Raw genomic sequence first — 20,345 nt, forward strand, 5'->3', positions numbered from 1 at the left:
GGGTCAGGCGGAGTTGGCGGCCTGCTCGACCACGCGCGTGCGCATGCGTGGCTCCAGCAGCAGCCTGCGCGGCTCCGGCCCGTAGTAGCCTTCCAGATGCACCATGGGCCGCGGCCGGGCGATGATCGAGACGATCCGCTCCAGCAGCACCTTGCCCGAGACCGGCTTGGCGACGAATTCGTTGACGCCGAGCCGGGTGGCCTCGACCACGCGCCAGCGCTCCAGGTGCGATGTCAGCATGATGATCGGCACATCCGGCACGGGAAAGTTTGCCGGATTGCGCACGATGCGGAGCATCTCGGCGCCGTTCAGCATCGGCATCTCCCAGTCGAGGATGACGATGTCGGGCGCATGCTGGCGGATATGCTCCAGCCCGGCGAGCCCGTCGGCTGCCTCGCGCACGCCCTTGATGCCGATATTGGTGAGAATGTTGCGGATCACCTTGCGCATGAACTGGTTGTCGTCGACGACCAGCACGTCGACGCTCGACAGCAGCTGCTCGACCTTCTTCGAGATCAGACCGTTCATTCCGACCGCCCCCTGCCGCCCCATCGGCTTGCCGGGGGCAACCTAGAGGCCGGCGCTTGAGCCGCCGCTAAGCGATTTGATTCAATTTGAGCGAATACCGTGCTTTTCGCGGATCGCGGTCGAGGACAGCGGCGATTTCAGGCCATGCAGGAACAGCCACGCCGGCGCGGGCGCGCGCGCGAGGCGCCGGGCATCGCCCTCCGCCATCCGCCAGCGGGCGAGCGCTGTGGCCGCAACGCCCGAGGCAGCCTTCAGCCCCTTGCCGGGACGGTCCACCACCGCGATCGGCAGGCTGCCGGCAATGCCGCGCCAGTTCTGCCACAGATGGAACTGGGCGAGGTTGTCGGCGCCCATGATCCAGACGAAGCGCACGCCCGGGCAGCGGGCCTTGAGGGCGGCCACCGTATCGGATGTGAACCGCGTGCCCAGCACCGCCTCGATGCCGGTGACGTGGATACGGGGATGACGTGCAAGCGTCCGGGCGGCGGAAATCCGCTGGTCGAGCGGTGCCAGCCCGCCCTGGGCCTTCAGCGGATTGCCGGGCGAGACCAGCCACCAGACGGCATCGAGCCCGAGGCGCTTCAGCGCCGCCAGGGCAACGAGGCGGTGGGCGTCGTGCGGCGGATTGAACGAGCCGCCGAACAGGCCGATCGCCATGCCCGGCGCATGCGGCGGCAGCACAAGACGCGCGTCGCTCTGCCGGCGGCGCGGCTTGATGCGCGAGCCCTGCGGCCTCACGGGCGGATCTGGCCGGTGCCGCGGATGCGGTACTTGAACGAGGTGAGCTGCTCGACCCCCACCGGACCGCGCGCATGCATTCGCCCCGTCGCGATGCCGATCTCCGCGCCGAAGCCGAACTCGCCGCCATCGGCGAACTGGGTGGAGGCATTGTGCAGCACGATGGCGCTGTCGACCTCGGCCATGAACCGGTCGGCGGCCGCCTGATCGTTGGTGACGATGGCATCGGTGTGGTGCGAGCCATGACGCTCGACATGGGCGATGGCATCGGTCAGCCCGTTGACCACCTTCACCGCGATGATCGCGTCGAGATATTCGGTGGCCCAGTCCTCTTCGCTCGCCGGCGTGACGCGCGGATCGACGATGCGGGTCAGGCTGTCGCCGCGCACCGCGCAGCCGGCATCGAGAAGGGCCGTGACGAGCGGCTTCAGATGGGTGCCGGCGCAGGCCTCGTCGACCAGCAGCGTCTCGGCCGCGCCGCAGATGCCGGTGCGGCGCAGCTTGGCATTCAGCACGATGGCGCGCGCCATGCCGAGATCGGCCGCGCCATGGACGTAGACATGGCAGTTGCCGTCGAGATGGGCGAAGACCGGCACCCGCGCCTCGTCCTGCACGCGGGCCACGAGGCTCTTGCCGCCGCGCGGCACGATCACGTCGACGGTGCCGCCGAGGCCCTGCAGCATGAGGCCGACCGCGGCGCGGTCGCGGGTCGGCACCAGCGACACCGCGGCCGGCGGCAGGCCCGCCTTCTCGAGGCCGGCCACGATGGCCTGATGGATCGCCTGGCTGGAGCGGAAACTGTCGGAACCGCCGCGCAGGATCACGGCATTGCCGGCCTTGAGGCAGAGCGCGGCCGCATCCGCCGTCACGTTCGGCCGGCTCTCGTAGATGACGCCGATGACGCCCAGCGGCACCCGCACCCGCTCGATATGCAGGCCGTTCGGCCGGTCCCATTCGGTGATCAGCGTGCCGACCGGGTCGGCAAGGTCGCGCACTACCTCCACGCCGGCGGCCATGGCCTCGATGCGCTCGGGCGTCAGCGTCAGGCGGTCGACGAAGGCTGCGGCCATTCCGTCGGCGCGGGCGGCGGCGACATCCTCGGCATTGGCCGCGAGGATCGTGTCGCGACGCTGCCGGATGGCGCTCGCGATCGCCTCCAGCGCCGCATCCTTGCGGTCGGTCGGGGCGAGCGCGAGGCGCCGGGCGGCGGCCCTGGCCAGCCGGCCGAGCTCGAGCATCTGCGCCGCCATCGTCCCGGCTTCGTCCGGGCTTTGCGGCAGGGTGGGGGCGGGCACGGACATTCCGGGTCTCCAGAGGGCCGGATGCCTAGCACATTGGCCTGTTTGCGTAAAATCTGCCGTTCCGGCAAGGCCGCATGGTGATTGGACCGGTTTGGTTAACCGGCGCTTAAGAGTTCCGGCCTGATCTAGAGGAGCGGCGACGACGCGCGCGCAGTCAAGGCGCCATGACCGACGATCTCGACACCCCGCTCGGGGTGGAGCCAAGGCCGGAACCGAAGAAGCGGTGGCTGCCGCCGCTGATGCCGGCTGCCGCCGGGCTCGTCGGCGCCCTGGTCCTCGCCTTTGTCGGCGCCGTCGTGGTGGTCGACAATCCGCTCGGCGGCGAACCGCTGGCCATTGCCGCCATCGCCACGGCCGAGGCGCGCACGGTCGAGCCGACCGGCCCGCAGCCCGTGCCGGCCGCCCCGGCGCCCGGCGAGACCACGGGCGAGGACGGCCGCACCATCAACATCATCGACGGCATGTCCGGCAATGCCCGGTCCGTGCGCGTTGCCGTGCCGCAGGGCGAGGAACGCGCCTCCGGGCTCGATCCGCGCATGGTCGAGCGCGGGCCGCATGGACCCCTGCCGCGCATCGCCCCCGACGGCCGCAAGCCCCACGAGGCCTATGCCCGCGCCTTCCGGCTGGCCGCGGCCGACCAGGCCGCCATGCCCCGCATCGCCATTCTGGTCGGCGGCCTCGGCATCAGCCAGCGGACCACCGCCGAGGCCCTGGCCAAGCTGCCGGGCGCGGTCTCGTTTGCCTTCGCGCCCTATGGCGCCGATCTTGAGCGGCTGGCCGCCCGCGCCCGCTCCGATGGCCACGAGGTGTTCCTCCAGGTGCCGATGGAGCCCTTCGACTTTCCCGAGAACGACCCCGGTCCGCAGACGCTGCTGACCACCCTGACCTCCGACCGCAACATCGAGCGGCTGCACTGGTCGATGGGGCGCTTCCAGGGCTATGCCGGCATCGTCAACTACATGGGCGCCAAATTCACCGCGACCGAGAACGCCCTCCTGCCGGTTCTGCGCGAGGCGCATCGGCGCGGGCTGATGGTGGTGGATGACGGCTCCAGCGCCCGCAGCCTCGTCTCCCAGCTCGCCGCCACGCTGCAGCAGCCGGTCGTGCGCGGCGATATCCTGCTCGACCGGGTGCCGACACCGGCCGATGTCGATGCCCAGCTGGCCCGCCTCGAGGAGCGGGCCCGCGAGACCGGCTTTGCCCTCGGCATCGGCTCGGCACTGCCCGTGACCATCGACCGGCTGGCCCGCTGGGCGCGGACGCTGGAGAACCGCGGCATCATCCTCGTTCCGGTGACGGCCGGCGTGGCGCGCCGGCCGCAATCGGGCTAGCAACGGGCGAACCACCGGACCCCCATGCCCCGCTTCGAAGACCTGCCTTACCGCCCCTGCGTCGGCATCGCGCTGTTCAACCGCGAGGGCCTTGTCTTCGTCGGCCGCCGCAAGGGCCCTGCGCCCGAGCATGTCGATGCCGGCCATGCCTGGCAGATGCCGCAGGGTGGCATCGATCCCGGCGAGGACCCGCTGGTGGCGGCACGGCGCGAGCTACACGAGGAGACCAACGTCACCTCGGCCAGCCTGATCGCCGAGGCGCCGGAATGGTTCGCCTACGACCTGCCGCCCGAGGTCGCCGGACAGGCCTGGAAGGGCCGGTATCGCGGCCAGACGCAGAAGTGGTTCGCCTTCCGCTTCACCGGCCCGGACAGCGAGATCGACATCGCCCATCCCGCCGGCGGCCATCACAAGGCCGAGTTCGAGGCCTGGCGCTGGGAGCGGCTGGCCGACACGCCGGGGCTGATCATCCCGTTCAAGCGCGGGGTCTACGAGCGGGTGGCGGAAGCTTTTGCGCCCTTTGCCCATCCGGTGTGAGGGCCGGGTCGGGGTCGCCGGTTCGGGGCGATGGGTTCAGAGGATCAAAATCCTTTTTATGATAGTTATCCTTGACGAGTGCGGCGGCTCCTGCTAGAGTTCCGGCTCTGTCGAGGAGCCGCGACCATGATCCTGACCATGACCTCGCCGACCGCCGTCCGGATGGATCTGCCGCCGCTTGTCGGCCTGCCGGCCGGTTCATCCTGTGCCGCGACGGGCCCGCGGGCACGGGGCGTGCGGCGGCCGCCGCGGGCTGCGGCCCGGCCGGGGGGAGCGCTGAAAAGGGGAGCTTCTGAAAAGGGGAGCGGTCGCCGGAAGGGCCGGGATCAGGCCTTGCCGGACGGCATCCGTCGCCTGGCGTCAGGCTGCGAGCAGGGCGGTCTCGAACTGCTCGAAGGCCGGGCGGGCGAACACATAGCCCTGGATCAGGTCGACGCCGAGATCGCGCAGCGCCGACAGCTCGTCGGTCGTCTCGACGCCCTCGCAGATGGCGGTGATGCCGAAATCGGCGAGCATGGCCAGCGTATGGCGCACCACGATGCGCCTGGCGCGGTCGCTGTCGATGCCGCGGATCAGGTCCATGTCGAGCTTGACGATGTCGGGCTGGAACCGTGCGAGGAGGTTGAGGCCGGCATGGCCGGCGCCGAAATCATCGATGGCCGTGGCGAAGCCGATCGTCCGGTAGGTCTGCAGGATCCTGAGCAGGTGGTCGGTATCGACCACCTCGCTCTCGGTGAATTCGAAGATGATGCGATCGATCGGAAAGCCAATGCGCTCGGCCGTCGCCAGGGTCAGCCGGATGCAGGCCCGCGGTTCATAGACCGCGTTGGGCATGAAATTGATGGACAGACGGGCGTTCTGCGGCGCCCGCCGGGCTGCCAGTTCGATGGCCTTGACCCGGCACTGCTGGTCGAAGGCATAGCGGTTGTCCTCGGTCACGCGCGCGAGAACGCTGGCGGCGCCCTCTCCGCCCGGACCGCGGACCAGCGCCTCATAGGCGAAGACCTCGCCGGTGCTGGTGCGCACGATCGGCTGAAAGGCCATCGAGAAGTCGAACGGCAGGCTCTGGGCGTTCCGGCAGGCTGAACAGGTCATCAGGGCTCCGGCGGGCAGGTTTCCGGAAAAACTAGGACCATGGCCGTTAACAGTCCGTAGTTGCCGCAAGGACAGCCTGTCGCACGGACTGATTGCCGCCAGCGCCAGCCTCTTCTAAGACCTCGGAACCCCTGCCGGAGGCCGCCATGCTGTTTGAACTCACCGAGGAAGAACTGCTGATCCGCGACACGGCGCGAAAGATGGCCGCCGGCATCATCGCCCCGCTCGCGCCGGTGCTTGATCGGGGCGAGGGGCGCACTGCCTTCCTCGCCAACCTGAAGGCGCTTGCCGAGGCCGGCTTCATGGCGGTCAACGTGCGCGCCGAGCATGGCGGCACCGAAGCCGGCACGGTCGCCTTCGCCCTCACCATCGAGGAACTCGGCTATGCCTGCGCCTCCCACGGCGTCACGGCCTCCGTCACCAACATGGTCGCCGAGGTCATCCAGGCGGTGGGCTCGGACGCGCAGCGCCGCAGCTACCTGCCGCGCATCGCCGACGGCACCTATCCGGCCGCCGGCTTCTGCCTGACCGAGGCGGGCGCGGGGTCCGACCCCTCCGCCATGACCACCCGCGCCCGGCGCGACGGCGACCATTTCGTGCTCGACGGCGAGAAGGTCTATATCACGTCGGCCGAATATGCCGGCCTGTTCGTCGTCTGGGCGGTGACCAGCCCGGACGCGCCGAAGGGCAAGGGTATTTCCTGCTTCCTGGTCGAGGCCGGCACGCCGGGCCTCGTCATCGGCAAGGCGGAGAAGAAGCTCGGCCAGCACGGCTCGGCCACCAACACCGTGCATTTCGACGGCTGCCGCGTGCCGGATTCCGCCCTGATGGGCCGGCTCGACGACGGCTTCCGCATCGCGGTGGGCGAGCTTGCCGGCGGGCGCATCGGCATTGCCGCGCTCTCCCTCGGCATTGCCCGCGCGGCCATGGACGCGGCCAAGGCCTATGTGCGGGAGCGCCGCCAGTTCGGCCAGGCGATCGCCGACTTCCAGGGCATCCAGTGGATGGTCGCCGACCGCGAGACCGAACTGGAGGCCGCGCGCCTGCTGATCCTCTCGGCCGCGGCGAGGAAGGACCGCGGCGAGCCCTTCGGCCGCGAGGCCTCCATGGCCAAGCTGTTCGCCTCCGAGGCTGCCGGCCGCGCGACCGACACCGCCCTCCAGCTCCATGGCGGCGCCGGCTATTGCGCCGATTTCCCCGTCGAGCGGCATGTGAGGGATGCGCGCATCACACGCATCTACGAGGGGACGAGCGAGGTGCAGCGGCTTATCATCGCGCGCGATACCTTCCGCCAATAGGATACCGGCATGACCATCACCCTCTACGGCATCGCAAAATCGCGTGCGATCCGCAATCTCTGGGCCGCCGAGGAGCTCGGCCTCGCCTACAGGCATGTGCCGGTGGTCTATGGCGCTGACGGCTCGCGCAAGGCCGACTTCCTCGCCCTCAACCCGAACGGGCGCGTGCCGGCCGCCGAGATCGACGGCGTGGTGATGTGGGAATCGCTCGCCATCAACCTGCACCTCGCCAAGAAGGCCGGCGGTCCGCTGGCGCCCGAATCGGTGAACGAGGACGGGCTGATGACCATGTGGTCGTTCTGGGCCGTGACCGAGATGGAAGCCCCGGCGCTTGCCCTGCTGATGCAGCAGGCAAAGCCCGAGGCCGAGCGCGATCAGGCCGTGGTCGCGGCCAGCACCGCGGCGCTGCAGGCCCCGCTCGCCGTGCTCGAGGGCCATCTGGCGAGCCATGGCGGCCATCTGGTCGGCAACCGCTTCACCATCGCCGACCTGAACGTCGCCTCCTGCGCCTTCTACCTGCGCCTGTCGAACCTGATGGACGACCGGCCGGCCATGCGCGACTGGTATCAGGCGGCGCTCGCCCGTCCGGGCGCCAGGCGGGCCTTCGCCCTGCGCGGCGACTGACGCTGCGGGCCGGATCGCTGCGGGGCGCCTCAGCCCTGCAGCTTCGCCCACATCTCGCGGTCGCGGACATCGGTCCAGATCACCGGCCAGTCGATGCCGCTCGCCTCGTCATAGGCGCGCGAGACGTTGAACGGCAGGCAATGCTCGTAGATGGCGAAGGATCCGAACTTCGGGTCCATCGCCACGCGGCAGGCATCGAAGGCCTCCTTCAGGCTGCGGCCCCGGGCCACGCTGTCGGCCACCGAGCCATAGAGCGTCGACAGGAAATCGCGCGTCAGGCGGATGCCGTCGGCGACCATGGCGGGCGTCGACAGCGCGTCGCCCCGGCCAGGCACCACCGCCTGCGGCTCAAGGGCCGCGATGGCGTCCAGCGTCTTCGGCCAGTCCCTGAAATGTGCATCGCCGCAATAGCAGGCGGAGTGATACTCGACGAGGTCGCCGGTAAAGGCGGTCCTGGCATCCGGCACCCAGGCGATGGTGTCGCCGGCCGTGTGGCCGCGGCCGGGATGGATGATCCTCACCTCGCGCCGGCCGAGCCAGACGGTGATCTCCTTCTGGAAGGTCACATGCGGCCAGGTCAGCCCGTCCGGGATGGATTCGGCGCCCGGAAACAGCCGCGGGAAGCGGCCGATCTCGCTCGCCTTGTCCTGTTCGCCGCGCTCGACGATCAGGCCGCGCGTGGCATCGGAGGCCAGCACGGTGGCGCCCTCATAGGCCGAGGCGCCGAGCACCCGGACGGCATGGTAATGCGACAGGAGGACGTAGCGGATCGGCTTGTCGGTCACCTGCCGCACGCGCGCGATCACGTCGGCGGCCATGGCGGGCGTCGCCTGGGCATCCACCACCATGCAGCCGTCGTCGCCGACGATGATGCCCGAATTGGGGTCGCCCTCGGCCGTATAGGCATAGAGGCCGGGTCCGATCTCGCCGAAGGAAATGGTCTTCGGGCCGAGGTCGGAGGTGGAGGCGAAGGCTTTCGACATGGTCAGTCACTCCGGAAGGGCAGGCGGCGCCGGCCGCCGCAAGGGCGGCGCGCCGGGCACCGGACATCAGGCGTGGTGCCGGCGCACGATCTGGTCGATGGCGCCGAAGATCGAATGGCCCCTGGCGTCCCGCATCTCCAGCCGCACGGCATCGCCGAAGCGCATGAAGGGGGTCGATGCCTTGCCGGCCCGGATGGTCTCCACCGTGCGCTGCTCGGCGATGCAGACATAGCCGAGCCCGCCCTCCGACACCGGCAGGCCGGGGCCGCCGTCGCTGTCGCGGTTCGACACCGTCCCCGAGCCGATGATCGTGCCGGCGACCAGCGGCCGGGTCCGCGCGGCATGGGCGATCAGCGTTCCGAAGTCGAAGGTCATGTCGATGCCGGCATTGGGCTTGCCGAAGGGCTCGCCGTTGAACCAGGCGGTGAGCGGCAGGCTGAGCCGGCCCTCGGTCCAGGCCGGGCCGAGTTCGTCCGGCGTCACCGCCACCGGCGAGAAGGCGGAGGCGGGCTTGGACTGGAAGAAGCCGAAGCCCTTGGCCAGTTCCGCCGGAATGAGGTTCCGGAGCGAGACATCGTTGCACAGCATGACCAGGCGGATGAGGCCGCGCGCCTCCTCCGGCGTCACCCCCATCGGCACGTCGTCGGTGATCACCGCCACCTCGCCCTCGAAGTCGATGCCGTGGGCCTCGTCGGGCAGCACGATCGGATCGCGCGGACCGAGGAACGAATCCGAGCCGCCCTGGTACATCAGCGGATCGGTCCAGAACGAGGGCGGCATCTCGACGCCGCGCGCCTGCCGGACCAGCGCGACGTGGTTCACATAGGCCGAGCCATCGGCCCACTGATAGGCGCGGGGCAGAGGGCTCATGCAGTCGTGCTCGTGGAACCGGAAGGAGGGTACCGAGCCATGGTCCAGCTGCTCTGCCAGATCGGCGAGGCGCGGGCCCGCGCGCGACCAGTCGTCGAGCGCCTGCTGCAGCGTGGCAACCACCGGGAAGGCGTCGGTCGCCCGCGTCAGGTCGCGCGACACGACCACCAGGCGGCCGTCGCGGCCGTGCTTGAGGGATGCTAGCTTCATGATCGGCGGGCCTCGGCAGCTGCGTGTCGGTCTGTTCCCGGCTCTGGCGGCCGGGTCACCATCAAAGCCATTCGCGGTGCGATTGGCCAGAGACAGTTGAGAGTGCGACCATAGCGTGCATATTTTCGCGGATCGCGTTGAAACGGGACGGGACAGGTCCTAGCCTCGCGGAGGGCGACAGGCATGCAGCAGGGGCGGAACATGGACGGTCGAAGTGTGGACGACCGCGGGGAGGGCGTCCGCAAGCTGGAACTGGAGGGCTTCCTGCCCTATCGGCTGAACGTGCTGGCCTCCACCGTCAGCCAGGCCCTGTCCGGCCTCTATGCCCGGCGCTACGGCTTCGGCATTCCCGAATGGCGAATCATCGCGACGCTCGGCCAGTTCGGCACCATGACGGCCAAGGACATCGGCGGGCACAGCCACATGCACAAGACCAAGGTCTCGCGTGCCGTCGCCTCCCTGACGCGGCGCAAGCTGGTGACGCGGCGCGCCAACCGGCAGGACCTGCGCGAATCCTTCCTCGCGCTGAGCCCGGACGGCCGGGCGGTCTATGACGACCTCGTGCCCGTGGCGCTGGATTTCGAGCAGAGCCTGCTCCGCGGCATCGCAACCGGCGACCGGGGGGACATCGACGCGCTCATCGGCCGGCTGATCGCCCGTGCCGAGGCCCTTTTGGCGGAAACCGGCGGCGGCGAACCGGAATAGCCTTTCCAGCCGCGCCACACCGCACGAGACTGGCCGTGCCAGCCAGGGGATGCACATGCCGATCGAGACCGTCCGGCTCTACACCTATTTCCGCTCGTCGGCCGCCTTTCGCGTCCGCATCGCCCTGAATCTCAAGGGCATCGTCTATGACAGCGTGCCGATCCATCTGGTGCGCGACGGCGGCGAGCAGAAGAAGCCGAGCTACCGGGCGGTGAACCCGCAGGGGCGGGTGCCCTCGCTGGAGATCGTCTCCGGCGGCGAGACGGTGGTTCTCACCCAGTCGCTCGCCATCATCGACTGGCTCGACGAGACCGTGCCCGAACCGCCGCTTCTGCCGGCCGACCCGCTGATGCGGGCGCGGGTGCGGGCGGCGGCGCAGGTGATCGCCTGCGACATCCATCCGGTCAACAACAGCGGCACGCTGGCCTGGCTGAAGTCCGAGATCGGCGTGCCGCAGGAGGGGATCGACCGCTGGTATGCCCATTTCGTCCGCGACGGACTGGCGGCGCTCGAGCGGATGATCGCGCCCGGCCCCTACGCCTTCGGGGCGCAGGTCACGCTCGCCGACCTCTGCATCGTGCCGCAGATGTTCAACGCCTGGCGGTTCAAGGTGGCGGTCGACGATTTTCCGCGGCTGGCGGCCGTCACCGAGGCCTGCCTGAAGCTCGATGCCTTCGCCCGCGCCCGCCCGGAGGCCCAGCCCGACGCCGAATGACCGGAGCCGGACGGGCTCAGCGCCGCGCGCTGCCGCCGGCGGGCGGCCCGCCGGGCCCCGGAAAGGTCGAGGGATAGGATGCGCCCTGGCCGCGCGGGCGCACATTGAGGCGCGGATCGCGCCGTCCCGCGATGCGGCTCACCAGCAGGGCGGTTCCGAGCATCAGGGCGACGCCGACCAGCCAACCGCCGAGGATGGCAAGCCCGCCGAGCGTCTGCACCTTGCCGGCGAACCAGGCGAAGGTCATGGGCTCGGGCGTGAATCCCGGCGCTGTGCCGCTGGCCGCCACCTCGCCCAGCAGGAAGGAGACGATGGCCCAGCCGACCAGCGCCACCAGCGACCAGACGGCGGTGCCGGTGATGGCGGCAATCCAGACAAACTTGCGCATCGGCCCTTCTTCCCGTGTGAGCCAACTCCGGCCCGTGTCGGCCCAACGCATATGGGCGGCCGCCGTTGCATCGCAAGGTCGTGATTGCCGCGTCGCGCGGCCTCGTCGGGCCCGGCGCACCGACGCCCCCTCGCTGCATTGCATTCAATCAGAATACCGACAAGGATGATGCCATGGACCGAATCAGTTTCGCTGACATGCGATGCACGCTCGGCCGCAGCCTCGAGGTCATCGGGGACTGGTGGACGCCGCTGATCCTGCGCGACCTGTTCATCGGGGTCAGCCGGTTCGACGACCTGGTCACGGATCTCGGAATTTCCCGCAACCTGCTCGCCCGCCGCCTCAAATGGCTGGTCGACAGCGGCGTGGTCGACAAGCGCGCCTACAGCCAGAGGCCGCTGCGCCACGATTACGTGCTGACCCGCGCGGGCGAGGAACTGGTGCCGGTGCTGCTGGCGCTCTCGGCCTGGGGTGATCGCTGGGTGCGGCCGCGCGAGGGCGTGCCGATGCGCTTCGTCCACAGGACCTGCGGCGGCGATCTCCATGCGCGGGTGACCTGCGGCCATTGCGGCGGCGCGGTCGAGGCGGCCGATGTCCTGGCCCTGCCGGGACCGGGCAATGCCGAGTTGCCGGGAACGGCGGTCGTCGCCCGCCGCCTGAAGGCCAACGCCGCTACCTGAACAGACGGTCGAACAGGCCCGCGCCGGGCTGCGGCCGCACCACGGCGCTGCGGTCCTCGGGCTCGGCCGGCCGGCGGGCCGCGCGGCGCGCATCGGTCGGCGTCATCGCCATGGGCTGGTCGAGGGTCTCTCCGGGCAGGATCCGGTCGGACCCGCCATAGGAGCGCCAGTTGCCGGGCAGGTCGGTCATCGGCTGGCCGCGATGGGCTTCCGCCATGACCCGGTTCCACACATCGACGGGCAGCCCGCCGCCAGTCAGCCGGCGCGTCGGCGTGCCGTCGTCATTGCCGAACCAGACCCCGCCGACGAAGCGGCCCGTATAGCCGACGAACCACGCGTCACGGAAATCCTGGCTGGTGCCGGTCTTGCCGGCGACGATCCAGCCGGGCAGGCGCACGGTGCGGCCGGTGCCCGAGACGGTCGTCTGGTTCATCATGGCGTTCATCATGGCCGCGTGGCGCGGCTCCACCACCTGCCCGAGGCTGAGGCGCGGGCGCTGGAATAGCACCCGCCCCGAGGCCGTGCGGATGCGCGTGATGACATGCGGCACGACGCCGGTCCCGCCATTGGCGAAGGGCGCGTAGGCACCCGTCAGCTCAAGCAGGTTCACCTCCGACGTGCCGAGCGCGATCGACGGATTGGCATTGAGCGCCGAACCGATGCCCAGCCGCTGGGCGGTGCGCACGACGGCCCGCGGGCCGGCCTCCTGGCCAAGCCGGACGGCCACCGTGTTCAGCGAGGCGGCGAGCGCCTGCGACAGCGTCACGTCGCCGCGATAGTCGCGGGTATAGTTCTCCGGCCGCCAGCCCTGCACCTGCACCGGCGCGTCCGGGCGCACCGTGTCGGGGGTCAGGCCGCGTTCGAGGGCGGCGAGATAGACGAAGGCCTTGAAGGCCGAGCCCGGCTGGCGGCGCGCCGCCACCGCCCGGTTGAACTGGCTCTGCGCATAGTCGCGCCCGCCGACGAGGGCGCGCACCGCGCCGGCCGTGTCGATCACCACCACTGCGCCCTGCTCGACCCCGTGGCGCTGGCCGCCGCGCGCCAGCGCCTCGCGCAGCGCCGCCTCGGCCGCCTGCTGGACGGGCGCCATGATCGTGGTCTCCACCACGATGTCGGTCTCCACCTTGCCGACATAGTCGTCGATCAGGTCCATGACCCAGTCGGCGACATAGTTGATCGAGCCGGACTGGGCCGCCCGGTTGGTACGGGCCGGGTCCGCATTCGCCACGCGCAGCTGCTGGTCGGTGATCAGGCCCTGCTCGGCCATGGCGGTCAGCACCAGCTGCGCCCGCGCCTGTGCCGCTTCCGGGTTGCGCGTCGGCGCCAGCCGCGAGGGGGCCTTGACCAGGCCGGCGATGACGGCCGCCTCCTGAAGCGTGAGGGCGGTGGCGGGCTTGTCGTAATAGCGGCGCGCGGCGGCCTCGATGCCATAGGCGCCGGCGCCGAAATAGACGCGGTTCAGGTAGAGTTCGAGGATCTGGTCCTTGGAATAATTGCTCTCCAGCCAGAGCGCCAGAACCGCCTCCTGGATCTTGCGTCCCATGGTCCGGTCGGGCGTCAGGAACAGGTTCTTGGCAAGCTGCTGGGTCAGGGTCGAGCCGCCCTGATGGACCCCGCGATTGGTGAAATTGGTCACGGCTGCGCGCATGAGGCCGATCGGATCGATGCCGAAATGGGAGCGGAACCGCCGGTCCTCGATGGCGATCAGAGCATCCGGCACATGGCGCGGCAGGCTGCGAACCGGCACGGCGGCCCCGCCCGTATCGCCCCGGTTGGCCAGTTCCGCCCCGTCGGCCGCGACGATGGCGACATTGGGCGGGCGCGGCGGCACTTCCAGCGCATGGGTCGGCGGCAGGTGGGCCGCGTACCAGGCGATCACGCCCGCCGCCAGGATCACCAGCCAGACCGAGGCGGTCAGGCCCCAGACCATCAGCGTGCCGAAAAGGCCGCGCCGCTTGCGGCGCTTGCGCGAACGGTCCTCGGGCGCCCGGTTGTCGGTCTCGCGCCCGGCCGGACGCTTGCGCTCGGGCTTCGCCGGCTTCCGTTCGGGCTCGCCGCGCACCTTCGGGCTCGGCCGTTCGGGGGCAGCAACCGCCACCCAGGGACGGTCCTCGGAATGGGCGCGCAGGTCCATGCCGCCGCGCGCGGTGCCGAAGCGCGGTTCGATCCGCTCGTCCCTGCCCTTGCGGCTGCGTCCCATCGCTCCCGTCGCCGTTCGGCCTGCCTGTTCCGGACCCCTCCCTGCGAGCTAAAGCGGGCGCAATGAAGGGGCGGTTAAGGCGGGCGCGTGACCGGGCTTCAGCCTTCATCAAGGTAAACGGACTGTCAGGGCGCTTCCGCCCGGCCGTTTCCCTTCCGTAAAGGCATTTCTGCTAGCCGTGGTGGCATGACGCAGTCCTATGCCTCGCCCATCGCCGAGACACTGTCGCCGGAAACCCTGCCAGAGGGTGAAGCCCTGGGGCTGGTGGCCGATGCCCTCGTCGCCGCCCTGCTGGCGCGGGTCAGGACCATGCGTATCCTGCTGGAAGCGGAAACATCGGACCCTGATCCGGACAGCCCCGAGGGCCGCCTCCATGCCCGTCTCACCGATACCGAGCAGCGCCTGCGCGACCGGCTCTCCGCCATGGATGCCCGCACCGGCGGCGAACGCGTCTTCCTTGACTGACCGGACGCCGCCTCAGCGGTCGGCATCCTCCTCGAGCACCGAAGTCAGCACCTTGCGGATCGCCGCCTGACGCTGGGCCGACTGGATCTTCGCGCCCATCAGGTCGGTGACATAGAACACGTCCACCGCCTTCTCGCCGAAGGTGGCGACATAGGCCGAGGCGATGTTGAGGCTGTGCCGCGACAGGGCGGAGGTCAGGTCGTGCAGCAGGCCCGGCCGGTCGAGGCCGGCCACCTCGATGACCGTGTAGCGTGTCGACCATGTGTTGTTGATCGACACCTCCGGCGCGATCCTGAACGTGCGCGAGCGGTTCCGGCTGGGCGATTTCCTGGCCGCCGCCGCCACCGCCTCGCCGAGCCTGATCTCGCCGCGCAGGGCCTTCTCGATACCCTCCGCGATGCGCCGCGCCCGCCGCTCCTCGTCCTCGTCGCGGTCGAACCCGCGGGTGATCGAGATCGTGTCCAGGGCCAGCCCGTCGGTGGTCGTGTAAATCTGCGCGCCGATGATGTTGGCACCCGCCGCCGCGCAGGCACCCGCGATGATCGAGAGCAGCCGGGGATGGTCTGGCGCCAGCACGGTCAGGTGCGTGACGCCCTGGCCGGGAACCAGATCGACGCGGCTCGCCAGGGTCTTGCGCGTCGCCTCGGCGTCCAGCAGGAAGCGGGCGTGCTCGATCTTGGTGGCAAGGTCCACCTTCAGCCAGTAGGCCATGTAGTGGCGGCCGATATAGGTCTCCAGCGCAGGCCCCGAGAGGGTGGGCAGGCGCTCGGGGACGGCGCGGCGGAACTCCTCCTGCGCCATCTCCACCCGGCGCGAGCGGTTGACCTCCGAGAAGCCGCCCGTGACCACCGGCTCGGTCTCGTAATAGAGCGTCTTGAGAAGCTGGCTCTTCCAGCCGTTCCACACGCCCGGCCCCACCGCCATGATGTCGGCGGTGGTCAGGATGAGCAGCATCTTCATGCGCTCCAGCGACTGCACGATGCCGGCGAAGGTCTCGATGGTCTTGCGCTCGCCGAGATCGCGCGACTGGGCGATGGTCGACATGTCGAGGTGGTGCTCGACCAGCCAGGACACCGTCTCGGTTTCCGCCTTGGTCAGGCCGAAGCGCGGGCACAGCCGGCGCGCCACCCGCGCCCCCGCGACCGAATGGTCCTCGGGCCGCCCCTTGGCGATGTCGTGGAGGAACAGCGCCACGTAGAGCAGGTCGCGGTTGCGCGGCTGGATCGACCGGACGAGGTCGGCGGCCAGCCCGTCCTCGGGCTTCGGGTCGCGCTCGATCCGGTGGAGCATGCCGATGCAGCGCAGGAGATGCTCGTCCACCGTGTAGTGGTGATACATGTTGAACTGCATCATCGCGACCACCCGGCCGAAATCAGGCACGAAGCGGCCGAGCAGCCCGGCCTCGTTCATGCGCCGCAGCACGATCTCCGGCGTGTTGGCCGAGGTCAGGATCGACAGGAACAGCTGATTGGCCGTCGCATCGGTCCTCAGCGTCTCGTCGGCGAGTTTGAGCGAGCGGGTGAGCAGCCGCATGGCATCGGGATGGAGCGCCAGATTATAGCGGTCGGCCAGCCAGAACATGCGGATCATGTTGGCCGGCTCGCGGGTGAACGCCTCCTCGTCGGACACGGTGATCCGGTCATGGTCGATCTGGAAGTCGGGGCTTTCCTTGAACCCGCGCCGGGTGCGCGGCTTCAGCCGGGCGAGGAACCGGTCGAGCACCGGCGCCGGCTTCTCGTGGCGCTCCTCCAGCTCCGCGCAGAGGATGGCGGTGAGATCCCCGACATCCTTGGCGACCAGGAAATAGTGCTTCATGAAGCGCTCGACATCGACCAGGCCGGCATGGCCGCGATAGCCGAGCCGCGGGGCAAGCTCGCGCTGAAGGTCGAAGGACAGGCGCTCCTCCGGCCGGCCGGTAAGGAAGTGCAGGTGGCAGCGCACGGTCCACAGGAAGCGCTCGCATCGGCGGAACATCTGTGCCTCGCGGCGGGTGAACACACCCTTCTTCGCCAGTTCCTCGTCGGTCTTCACCCGGTAGGCATAGCGAGCGATCCAGAACAGCGTGTGCAGGTCGCGCAGGCCGCCCTTGCCGTCCTTGACATTGGGCTCGACCAGATAGCGCGAGGCGCCGGACTTGCGGTGCCGTTCGTCGCGCTCGGCAAGCTTGGCGGCGACGAAATCGGCAACCGTGCCCTTGACCACCTCGGCGTCGAACCGCCGCTCCAGTTCGTCGAACAGCGCCCGGTCGCCGAGCAGAAACCGCGCCTCCAGGAGGGTCGTGCGGATCGTGTGGTCGGCGCGGGCCTGGCGCACGCATTCGTCCACCGAGCGGGTGGCATGGCCGACCTTCAGGCCCATGTCCCACAGGCAGTAGAGCATGGCCTCGGCGACGCTCTCGCCCCAGGCGGTCTGCTTGTAGGGCAGCAGGAACAGGAGGTCGATGTCCGAACCGGGCGCCAGCATGCCGCGGCCATAGCCGCCGGTGGCCACCACGGTCATGCGTTCGCCCGAGGAGGGGTTGTCGGAAGGGTAGAGCTCGGCGCGCACCCAGTCGAACACGGCGCGGATCGCCTCGTCCTGGAAATGCGACAGCGCCTCGGCGCAGGCGCGGCCGTCGGCATCCTCGATCAGGCGCTGCTCGGCCGCCGCACGCGCCTCCCCGAGCCGCCGCTTGAGCACCTGCACCACCTCGGCACGGGCCTCGGCCGAATTGCCGGCCCGGACATGGATGCGGTCGAGTTCGCGCTTCATCTCGGCCGGATCGGCCAGAGGGCCGCGGACGGGACGGCGACGGGCGGGCATGACGGCGGGAGGCGAATCCATGAAGCGGCTTGGTCCGTGCGGCTGGCTCAGCGCAGAAGCGCGGACCATACGCCCATCGGATCGCAGAGGCGAGATGCGGGCGGGACGGCCGGCCCCCTTGCCCAAGCCCCCCTTGCCCAAGCCCCCGATCTCCCCATTGATGGGGCGATCCCCGGATGGACCGATCGGGCATGAGCCACCAGGACCCTCTCTTCGAGCCGCGCGCCGGACGCGGCATCGCCGTGCCGGCCTGGCTCGACCGGCTCCTGTCGCTCGGCGTGGTCACCGAGGACCGCGAGGTTGCGCGCCGCCAGCGGCTGACCAATGTCGCGGTCTATTCGGCCATGGCCAATGCCGGCTCGCATCTGGTCACCAATGCCCTGCATGACTTCCACGGCATGATGATCATTCACGTCTACAATGCGCTGATGGTCGTGCTGCTGGCCTTCATTCCGCGCCTGCACCGGATCGGGCCGCATGCCAGCGCGGTCGCCCTGCTCGCGCTGATCACCGCCGGCAATGCCTTCGTCTCGCTGATGCTCGGCCGCGACAGCAGCCTGCACGTCTATTTCACGCTGATGCCCGCCGGCATCATGCTGCTGGTCGGCGTGGAGAACTGGCGCGCCTGGCTGCCCTTCCTGGTCGCGGCCGGCCTGGCGCTGGCGGGGGCCATGTGGCTGTTCCCGGCGCGCGGCTTCATCGTGCCGGACGATACCGCCATTCGCGAGACGCTGGGCAACCACGCCATGATCAACGCCATCCTGGTCAATGGCGTGATGATCTTCTACGCGCTGACCCTGCTGCGCCGCTCGCAGCAGGAGGTGGAGACCGCGCTCGCCCGCTCCGATTCGCTGCTGACCGTGCTGCTGCCGCGCCCCATCGCCGACCGCCTGAAGGCCAATCCCGCCCGCCCCATCGCCGACCGGCTCGACCAGGCGACCGTGCTGTTCGCCGATCTCGTCGGCTTCACCACCGCCGCCCACGGCCTGCCGCCGGAGGAGGTGGTGGCCTGGCTCGACCGGGTGGTGCGCGACTGGGACGACCTGTGCGCCGCGCACGGCATCCAGAAGATCAAGACCATCGGCGACAGCTACATGGCCGCGGCCGGCATTTCCGGCGACGACGCCGACGGGGCCGTTCGCATGGGCCGCTTCGCGCTCGCCATGCAGGCCGCCCAGCACCGCTATCCGCCGCTCGGCGGGAGCCGGCTCGCCCTGCGCATCGGCATCCATTGCGGGCCGGCGACCGCCGGCATCATCGGCCGCTCGCGCATGGGCTACGACCTGTGGGGCGATGCGGTGAACATGGCCTCGCGCATGGAATCGACCGGCATGCCGGGTCGGATCCAGGTCTGCGATGCCTATCGCGAGGCGACCGGCGGGGCGTTCCTGTTCGAGCCGCGCGGCGAGGTGGAGGTCAAGGGCATCGGCCCGGTGCCGACCTGTTTCCTGATCGGCGAGGCCGGGCAGGCGCCGGTCAGGACTGTTCCGCCGCCCGGCTGATCGCCTCGTCCCGCTCGATGCAGTAATAGCCGGCGAGGCGCGAGACATCGCCGCGCCGCAGCCAGTCGTTGAGGATGCGGCTCGCCGTCTCGCGCGAGACGCCGGCCATGGCGGCGATGTCGCCCTGGCTGAGCTTGACCTTGATCAGCGTGCGGCCCGGCCCGACGGTCTGGCCGAAGCCCTCGGCCAGCGCGACCAGCGCCACGGCCACGCGGTCCTTGACCGGCATGAAATTGGAACTGGCCAGCGCCTGGTTGGTGTCGCGCAGCCGGGTGGCCAGCATGGCCGCCACCACCTTCAGCGTGGCAAGGTCGCCGGCCACCAGGTCGTCGAACACGGCGCGCGAGACGAAGCGCAGCTTCGAGGCGCGCAGCGCCGAGACCGAGGCCGAGCGCGGCCGCCCGTCGATGAGCGACAGCTCGCCGACCACCGCGCCGGGCCTGAGCAGCGCGAGGATGCGGTTGACGCCCGCCTCGGACGCGAGCTCCACCTTCAGAAGGCCCTCGTCGATGATGTAGCAGCCGTCGCCCGGATCGCCGGCGATGAACAGGGTCTGGTTGGCGCCGACCTTCACCGGATGGGCCCGTTCCAGCAGCCGGGACGTCACCTCCGGCGGCAGGGCGGCGAAGAACTCCGTCCGGTGAGGCTGATCCTGGGCCATGGGCCAAGGCTACACGGATGGAGGCACCAGACAAGCGGCGAACGGGGGCGGCGCGTGCCGCCCCCGCCGCAGGCCGGGGATGAGGAGGGCCGGCCGGACCACGAGGCCCGCGTCCCAGGTGCCATGGGCGCACAGGCGCCGGCCGGGGCCTGACATCCGCCGGCTCTGGACGGGCCGGGCGGCCCTCTGGCCGGCCGGCAAGCCATCGGTCAGGCGAAGGGCGGGAGCGGCTCTGCCGGTCCCGCCCCGGTCACGGACAGGCCGGGATCAGTCGCAGATCTGGACCCGGCGATAGACGCCATAGACCGGATCGAAGCGGCGCACCCACCCGCAATCGGCAATCGCGCCGCCGATCGCGATGGCGCCGAAGCGGTAGCGCCAGTGCGGGTAACGGTGCCAGTGGTGGCCGCGGTGGAAATGGCCGTGGCGGTGGAAGCCGCGATGGCCATGGAAACCGCGATGACCATGGAAGCCGCCACGGAAGCCGCCCATGCCGCCGCGGAAGCCGCCGCCCCCGCCGCCGCCGGCGTGCATGCCGCCACCGCCGCCGCGTCCGCCACGGGCTTCCGCCTCGGTGGAAACGAAGCTGATGGTGCCGGCGATGGCGAGTGCCGCGGCGGCCAGGAGGGTCTTGGTCTTGAGGTTCATCGGAATGGTCCTTTCGTTTGGGCCGAAGCCTCATTGCGTTCGGTGATCGGACCGTGCCCGAGGC

At 70.1% G+C, this 20,345-nt stretch carries 20 protein-coding genes; 9 read left to right on the forward strand and 11 right to left on the reverse strand.

The window, feature by feature from the left end; all coding sequences use genetic code 11:
• Nucleotides 1-3: 3 nt before the first annotated feature.
• The 3 genes from ACTIFS_RS04735 to ACTIFS_RS04745 form a co-directional block, all read right to left on the reverse strand.
• Nucleotides 4-528, reverse strand: a complete 525-nt coding sequence (locus tag ACTIFS_RS04735; RefSeq protein WP_439572887.1) for a response regulator — start codon at nucleotides 526-528, stop codon at nucleotides 4-6.
• Nucleotides 529-609: 81 nt separating this feature from the next.
• Nucleotides 610-1,185: a nicotinate-nucleotide adenylyltransferase gene (locus tag ACTIFS_RS04740; RefSeq protein ID WP_439573047.1), complete on the reverse strand. Its 576-nt coding sequence runs from the start codon at nucleotides 1,183-1,185 to the stop codon at nucleotides 610-612.
• 77 nt (nucleotides 1,186-1,262) lie between these two features.
• On the reverse strand, nucleotides 1,263-2,516 hold the full coding sequence (locus ACTIFS_RS04745) for a glutamate-5-semialdehyde dehydrogenase (RefSeq protein ID WP_439573048.1): 1,254 nt from the start codon (nucleotides 2,514-2,516) through the stop codon (nucleotides 1,263-1,265).
• A gap of 215 nt (nucleotides 2,517-2,731) precedes the next feature.
• Between ACTIFS_RS04745 and ACTIFS_RS04750 the strand changes: the two genes are divergently transcribed.
• Complete coding sequence (locus ACTIFS_RS04750) at nucleotides 2,732-3,898, forward strand: divergent polysaccharide deacetylase family protein (protein ID WP_439572888.1); 1,167 nt, start codon at nucleotides 2,732-2,734, stop codon at nucleotides 3,896-3,898.
• Nucleotides 3,899-3,922: 24 nt separating this feature from the next.
• Nucleotides 3,923-4,435, forward strand: a complete 513-nt coding sequence (locus tag ACTIFS_RS04755) for an RNA pyrophosphohydrolase (RefSeq protein ID WP_439572889.1) — start codon at nucleotides 3,923-3,925, stop codon at nucleotides 4,433-4,435.
• A 360-nt stretch (nucleotides 4,436-4,795) separates the two neighbouring features.
• Here the strand turns inward: ACTIFS_RS04755 and ACTIFS_RS04760 are convergent, their stop codons facing one another.
• Nucleotides 4,796-5,530 carry an EAL domain-containing protein gene (locus tag ACTIFS_RS04760; RefSeq protein ID WP_439572890.1) on the reverse strand — a complete coding sequence of 245 codons (735 nt, stop codon included), beginning with the start codon at nucleotides 5,528-5,530 and terminating at the stop codon, nucleotides 4,796-4,798.
• 146 nt (nucleotides 5,531-5,676) lie between these two features.
• Here ACTIFS_RS04760 and ACTIFS_RS04765 point away from each other — a divergent pair, with 146 nt between their 5' ends.
• The gene (locus ACTIFS_RS04765; protein ID WP_439572891.1) at nucleotides 5,677-6,828 is read left to right on the forward strand and encodes an acyl-CoA dehydrogenase family protein; all 1,152 of its coding nucleotides are present in this window, start codon (nucleotides 5,677-5,679) and stop codon (nucleotides 6,826-6,828) included.
• Between the two features lie 9 nt (nucleotides 6,829-6,837).
• A complete protein-coding gene (locus ACTIFS_RS04770) occupies nucleotides 6,838-7,452 on the forward strand; it encodes a glutathione S-transferase family protein (RefSeq protein WP_439572892.1) in 615 nt (204 codons plus the stop codon).
• A 29-nt stretch (nucleotides 7,453-7,481) separates the two neighbouring features.
• Here ACTIFS_RS04770 and ACTIFS_RS04775 read toward each other — a convergent pair whose 3' ends face one another.
• Both ACTIFS_RS04775 and ACTIFS_RS04780 read right to left on the reverse strand, forming a co-directional pair.
• The gene (locus tag ACTIFS_RS04775; RefSeq protein ID WP_439572893.1) at nucleotides 7,482-8,435 is read right to left on the reverse strand and encodes an MBL fold metallo-hydrolase; all 954 of its coding nucleotides are present in this window, start codon (nucleotides 8,433-8,435) and stop codon (nucleotides 7,482-7,484) included.
• 66 nt (nucleotides 8,436-8,501) lie between these two features.
• Nucleotides 8,502-9,515 carry a fumarylacetoacetate hydrolase family protein gene (locus ACTIFS_RS04780; protein ID WP_439572894.1) on the reverse strand — a complete coding sequence of 338 codons (1,014 nt, stop codon included), beginning with the start codon at nucleotides 9,513-9,515 and terminating at the stop codon, nucleotides 8,502-8,504.
• Nucleotides 9,516-9,716: 201 nt separating this feature from the next.
• On the opposite strand from ACTIFS_RS04780, the gene ACTIFS_RS04785 reads away from it, so the two are divergent.
• Both ACTIFS_RS04785 and maiA read left to right on the forward strand, forming a co-directional pair.
• On the forward strand, nucleotides 9,717-10,220 hold the full coding sequence (locus tag ACTIFS_RS04785; protein ID WP_439572895.1) for a MarR family winged helix-turn-helix transcriptional regulator: 504 nt from the start codon (nucleotides 9,717-9,719) through the stop codon (nucleotides 10,218-10,220).
• A gap of 55 nt (nucleotides 10,221-10,275) precedes the next feature.
• A complete protein-coding gene (maiA, locus tag ACTIFS_RS04790; RefSeq protein WP_439572896.1) occupies nucleotides 10,276-10,935 on the forward strand; it encodes a maleylacetoacetate isomerase in 660 nt (219 codons plus the stop codon).
• Nucleotides 10,936-10,951: 16 nt separating this feature from the next.
• On the opposite strand, the gene ACTIFS_RS04795 is transcribed toward maiA, so the two are convergent.
• Nucleotides 10,952-11,323, reverse strand: a complete 372-nt coding sequence (locus ACTIFS_RS04795; protein ID WP_439572897.1) for a hypothetical protein — start codon at nucleotides 11,321-11,323, stop codon at nucleotides 10,952-10,954.
• A gap of 173 nt (nucleotides 11,324-11,496) precedes the next feature.
• Here ACTIFS_RS04795 and ACTIFS_RS04800 point away from each other — a divergent pair, with 173 nt between their 5' ends.
• On the forward strand, nucleotides 11,497-12,003 hold the full coding sequence (locus tag ACTIFS_RS04800; RefSeq protein WP_439572898.1) for a winged helix-turn-helix transcriptional regulator: 507 nt from the start codon (nucleotides 11,497-11,499) through the stop codon (nucleotides 12,001-12,003).
• Here ACTIFS_RS04800 and ACTIFS_RS04805 read toward each other — a convergent pair.
• The gene (locus ACTIFS_RS04805; RefSeq protein WP_439572899.1) at nucleotides 11,996-14,203 is read right to left on the reverse strand and encodes a transglycosylase domain-containing protein; all 2,208 of its coding nucleotides are present in this window, start codon (nucleotides 14,201-14,203) and stop codon (nucleotides 11,996-11,998) included. The genes ACTIFS_RS04800 and ACTIFS_RS04805 overlap by 8 nt on opposite strands.
• 186 nt (nucleotides 14,204-14,389) lie before the next feature.
• Between ACTIFS_RS04805 and ACTIFS_RS04810 the strand changes: the two genes are divergently transcribed.
• Nucleotides 14,390-14,668 carry a hypothetical protein gene (locus ACTIFS_RS04810; RefSeq protein ID WP_439572900.1) on the forward strand — a complete coding sequence of 93 codons (279 nt, stop codon included), beginning with the start codon at nucleotides 14,390-14,392 and terminating at the stop codon, nucleotides 14,666-14,668.
• A 12-nt stretch (nucleotides 14,669-14,680) separates the two neighbouring features.
• Here ACTIFS_RS04810 and ACTIFS_RS04815 read toward each other — a convergent pair whose 3' ends face one another.
• Complete coding sequence (locus ACTIFS_RS04815; protein WP_439572901.1) at nucleotides 14,681-17,491, reverse strand: [protein-PII] uridylyltransferase; 2,811 nt, start codon at nucleotides 17,489-17,491, stop codon at nucleotides 14,681-14,683.
• A 170-nt stretch (nucleotides 17,492-17,661) separates the two neighbouring features.
• Between ACTIFS_RS04815 and ACTIFS_RS04820 the strand changes: the two genes are divergently transcribed.
• Nucleotides 17,662-18,972: an adenylate/guanylate cyclase domain-containing protein gene (locus tag ACTIFS_RS04820; protein ID WP_439572902.1), complete on the forward strand. Its 1,311-nt coding sequence runs from the start codon at nucleotides 17,662-17,664 to the stop codon at nucleotides 18,970-18,972.
• Here ACTIFS_RS04820 and ACTIFS_RS04825 read toward each other — a convergent pair.
• Both ACTIFS_RS04825 and ACTIFS_RS04830 read right to left on the reverse strand, forming a co-directional pair.
• Nucleotides 18,947-19,633, reverse strand: coding sequence for a Crp/Fnr family transcriptional regulator (locus tag ACTIFS_RS04825; protein ID WP_439572903.1), 687 nt, complete (start codon nucleotides 19,631-19,633; stop codon nucleotides 18,947-18,949). The genes ACTIFS_RS04820 and ACTIFS_RS04825 overlap by 26 nt on opposite strands.
• A gap of 267 nt (nucleotides 19,634-19,900) precedes the next feature.
• Nucleotides 19,901-20,281, reverse strand: coding sequence for a hypothetical protein (locus tag ACTIFS_RS04830; RefSeq protein ID WP_439572904.1), 381 nt, complete (start codon nucleotides 20,279-20,281; stop codon nucleotides 19,901-19,903).
• Nucleotides 20,282-20,345: the final 64 nt, after the last annotated feature.

The sequence above is a fragment of the Phreatobacter sp. genome (genome assembly GCF_051860605.1).
In the GTDB taxonomy this organism is placed as follows: Bacteria; Pseudomonadota; Alphaproteobacteria; order Rhizobiales; family Phreatobacteraceae; genus Phreatobacter.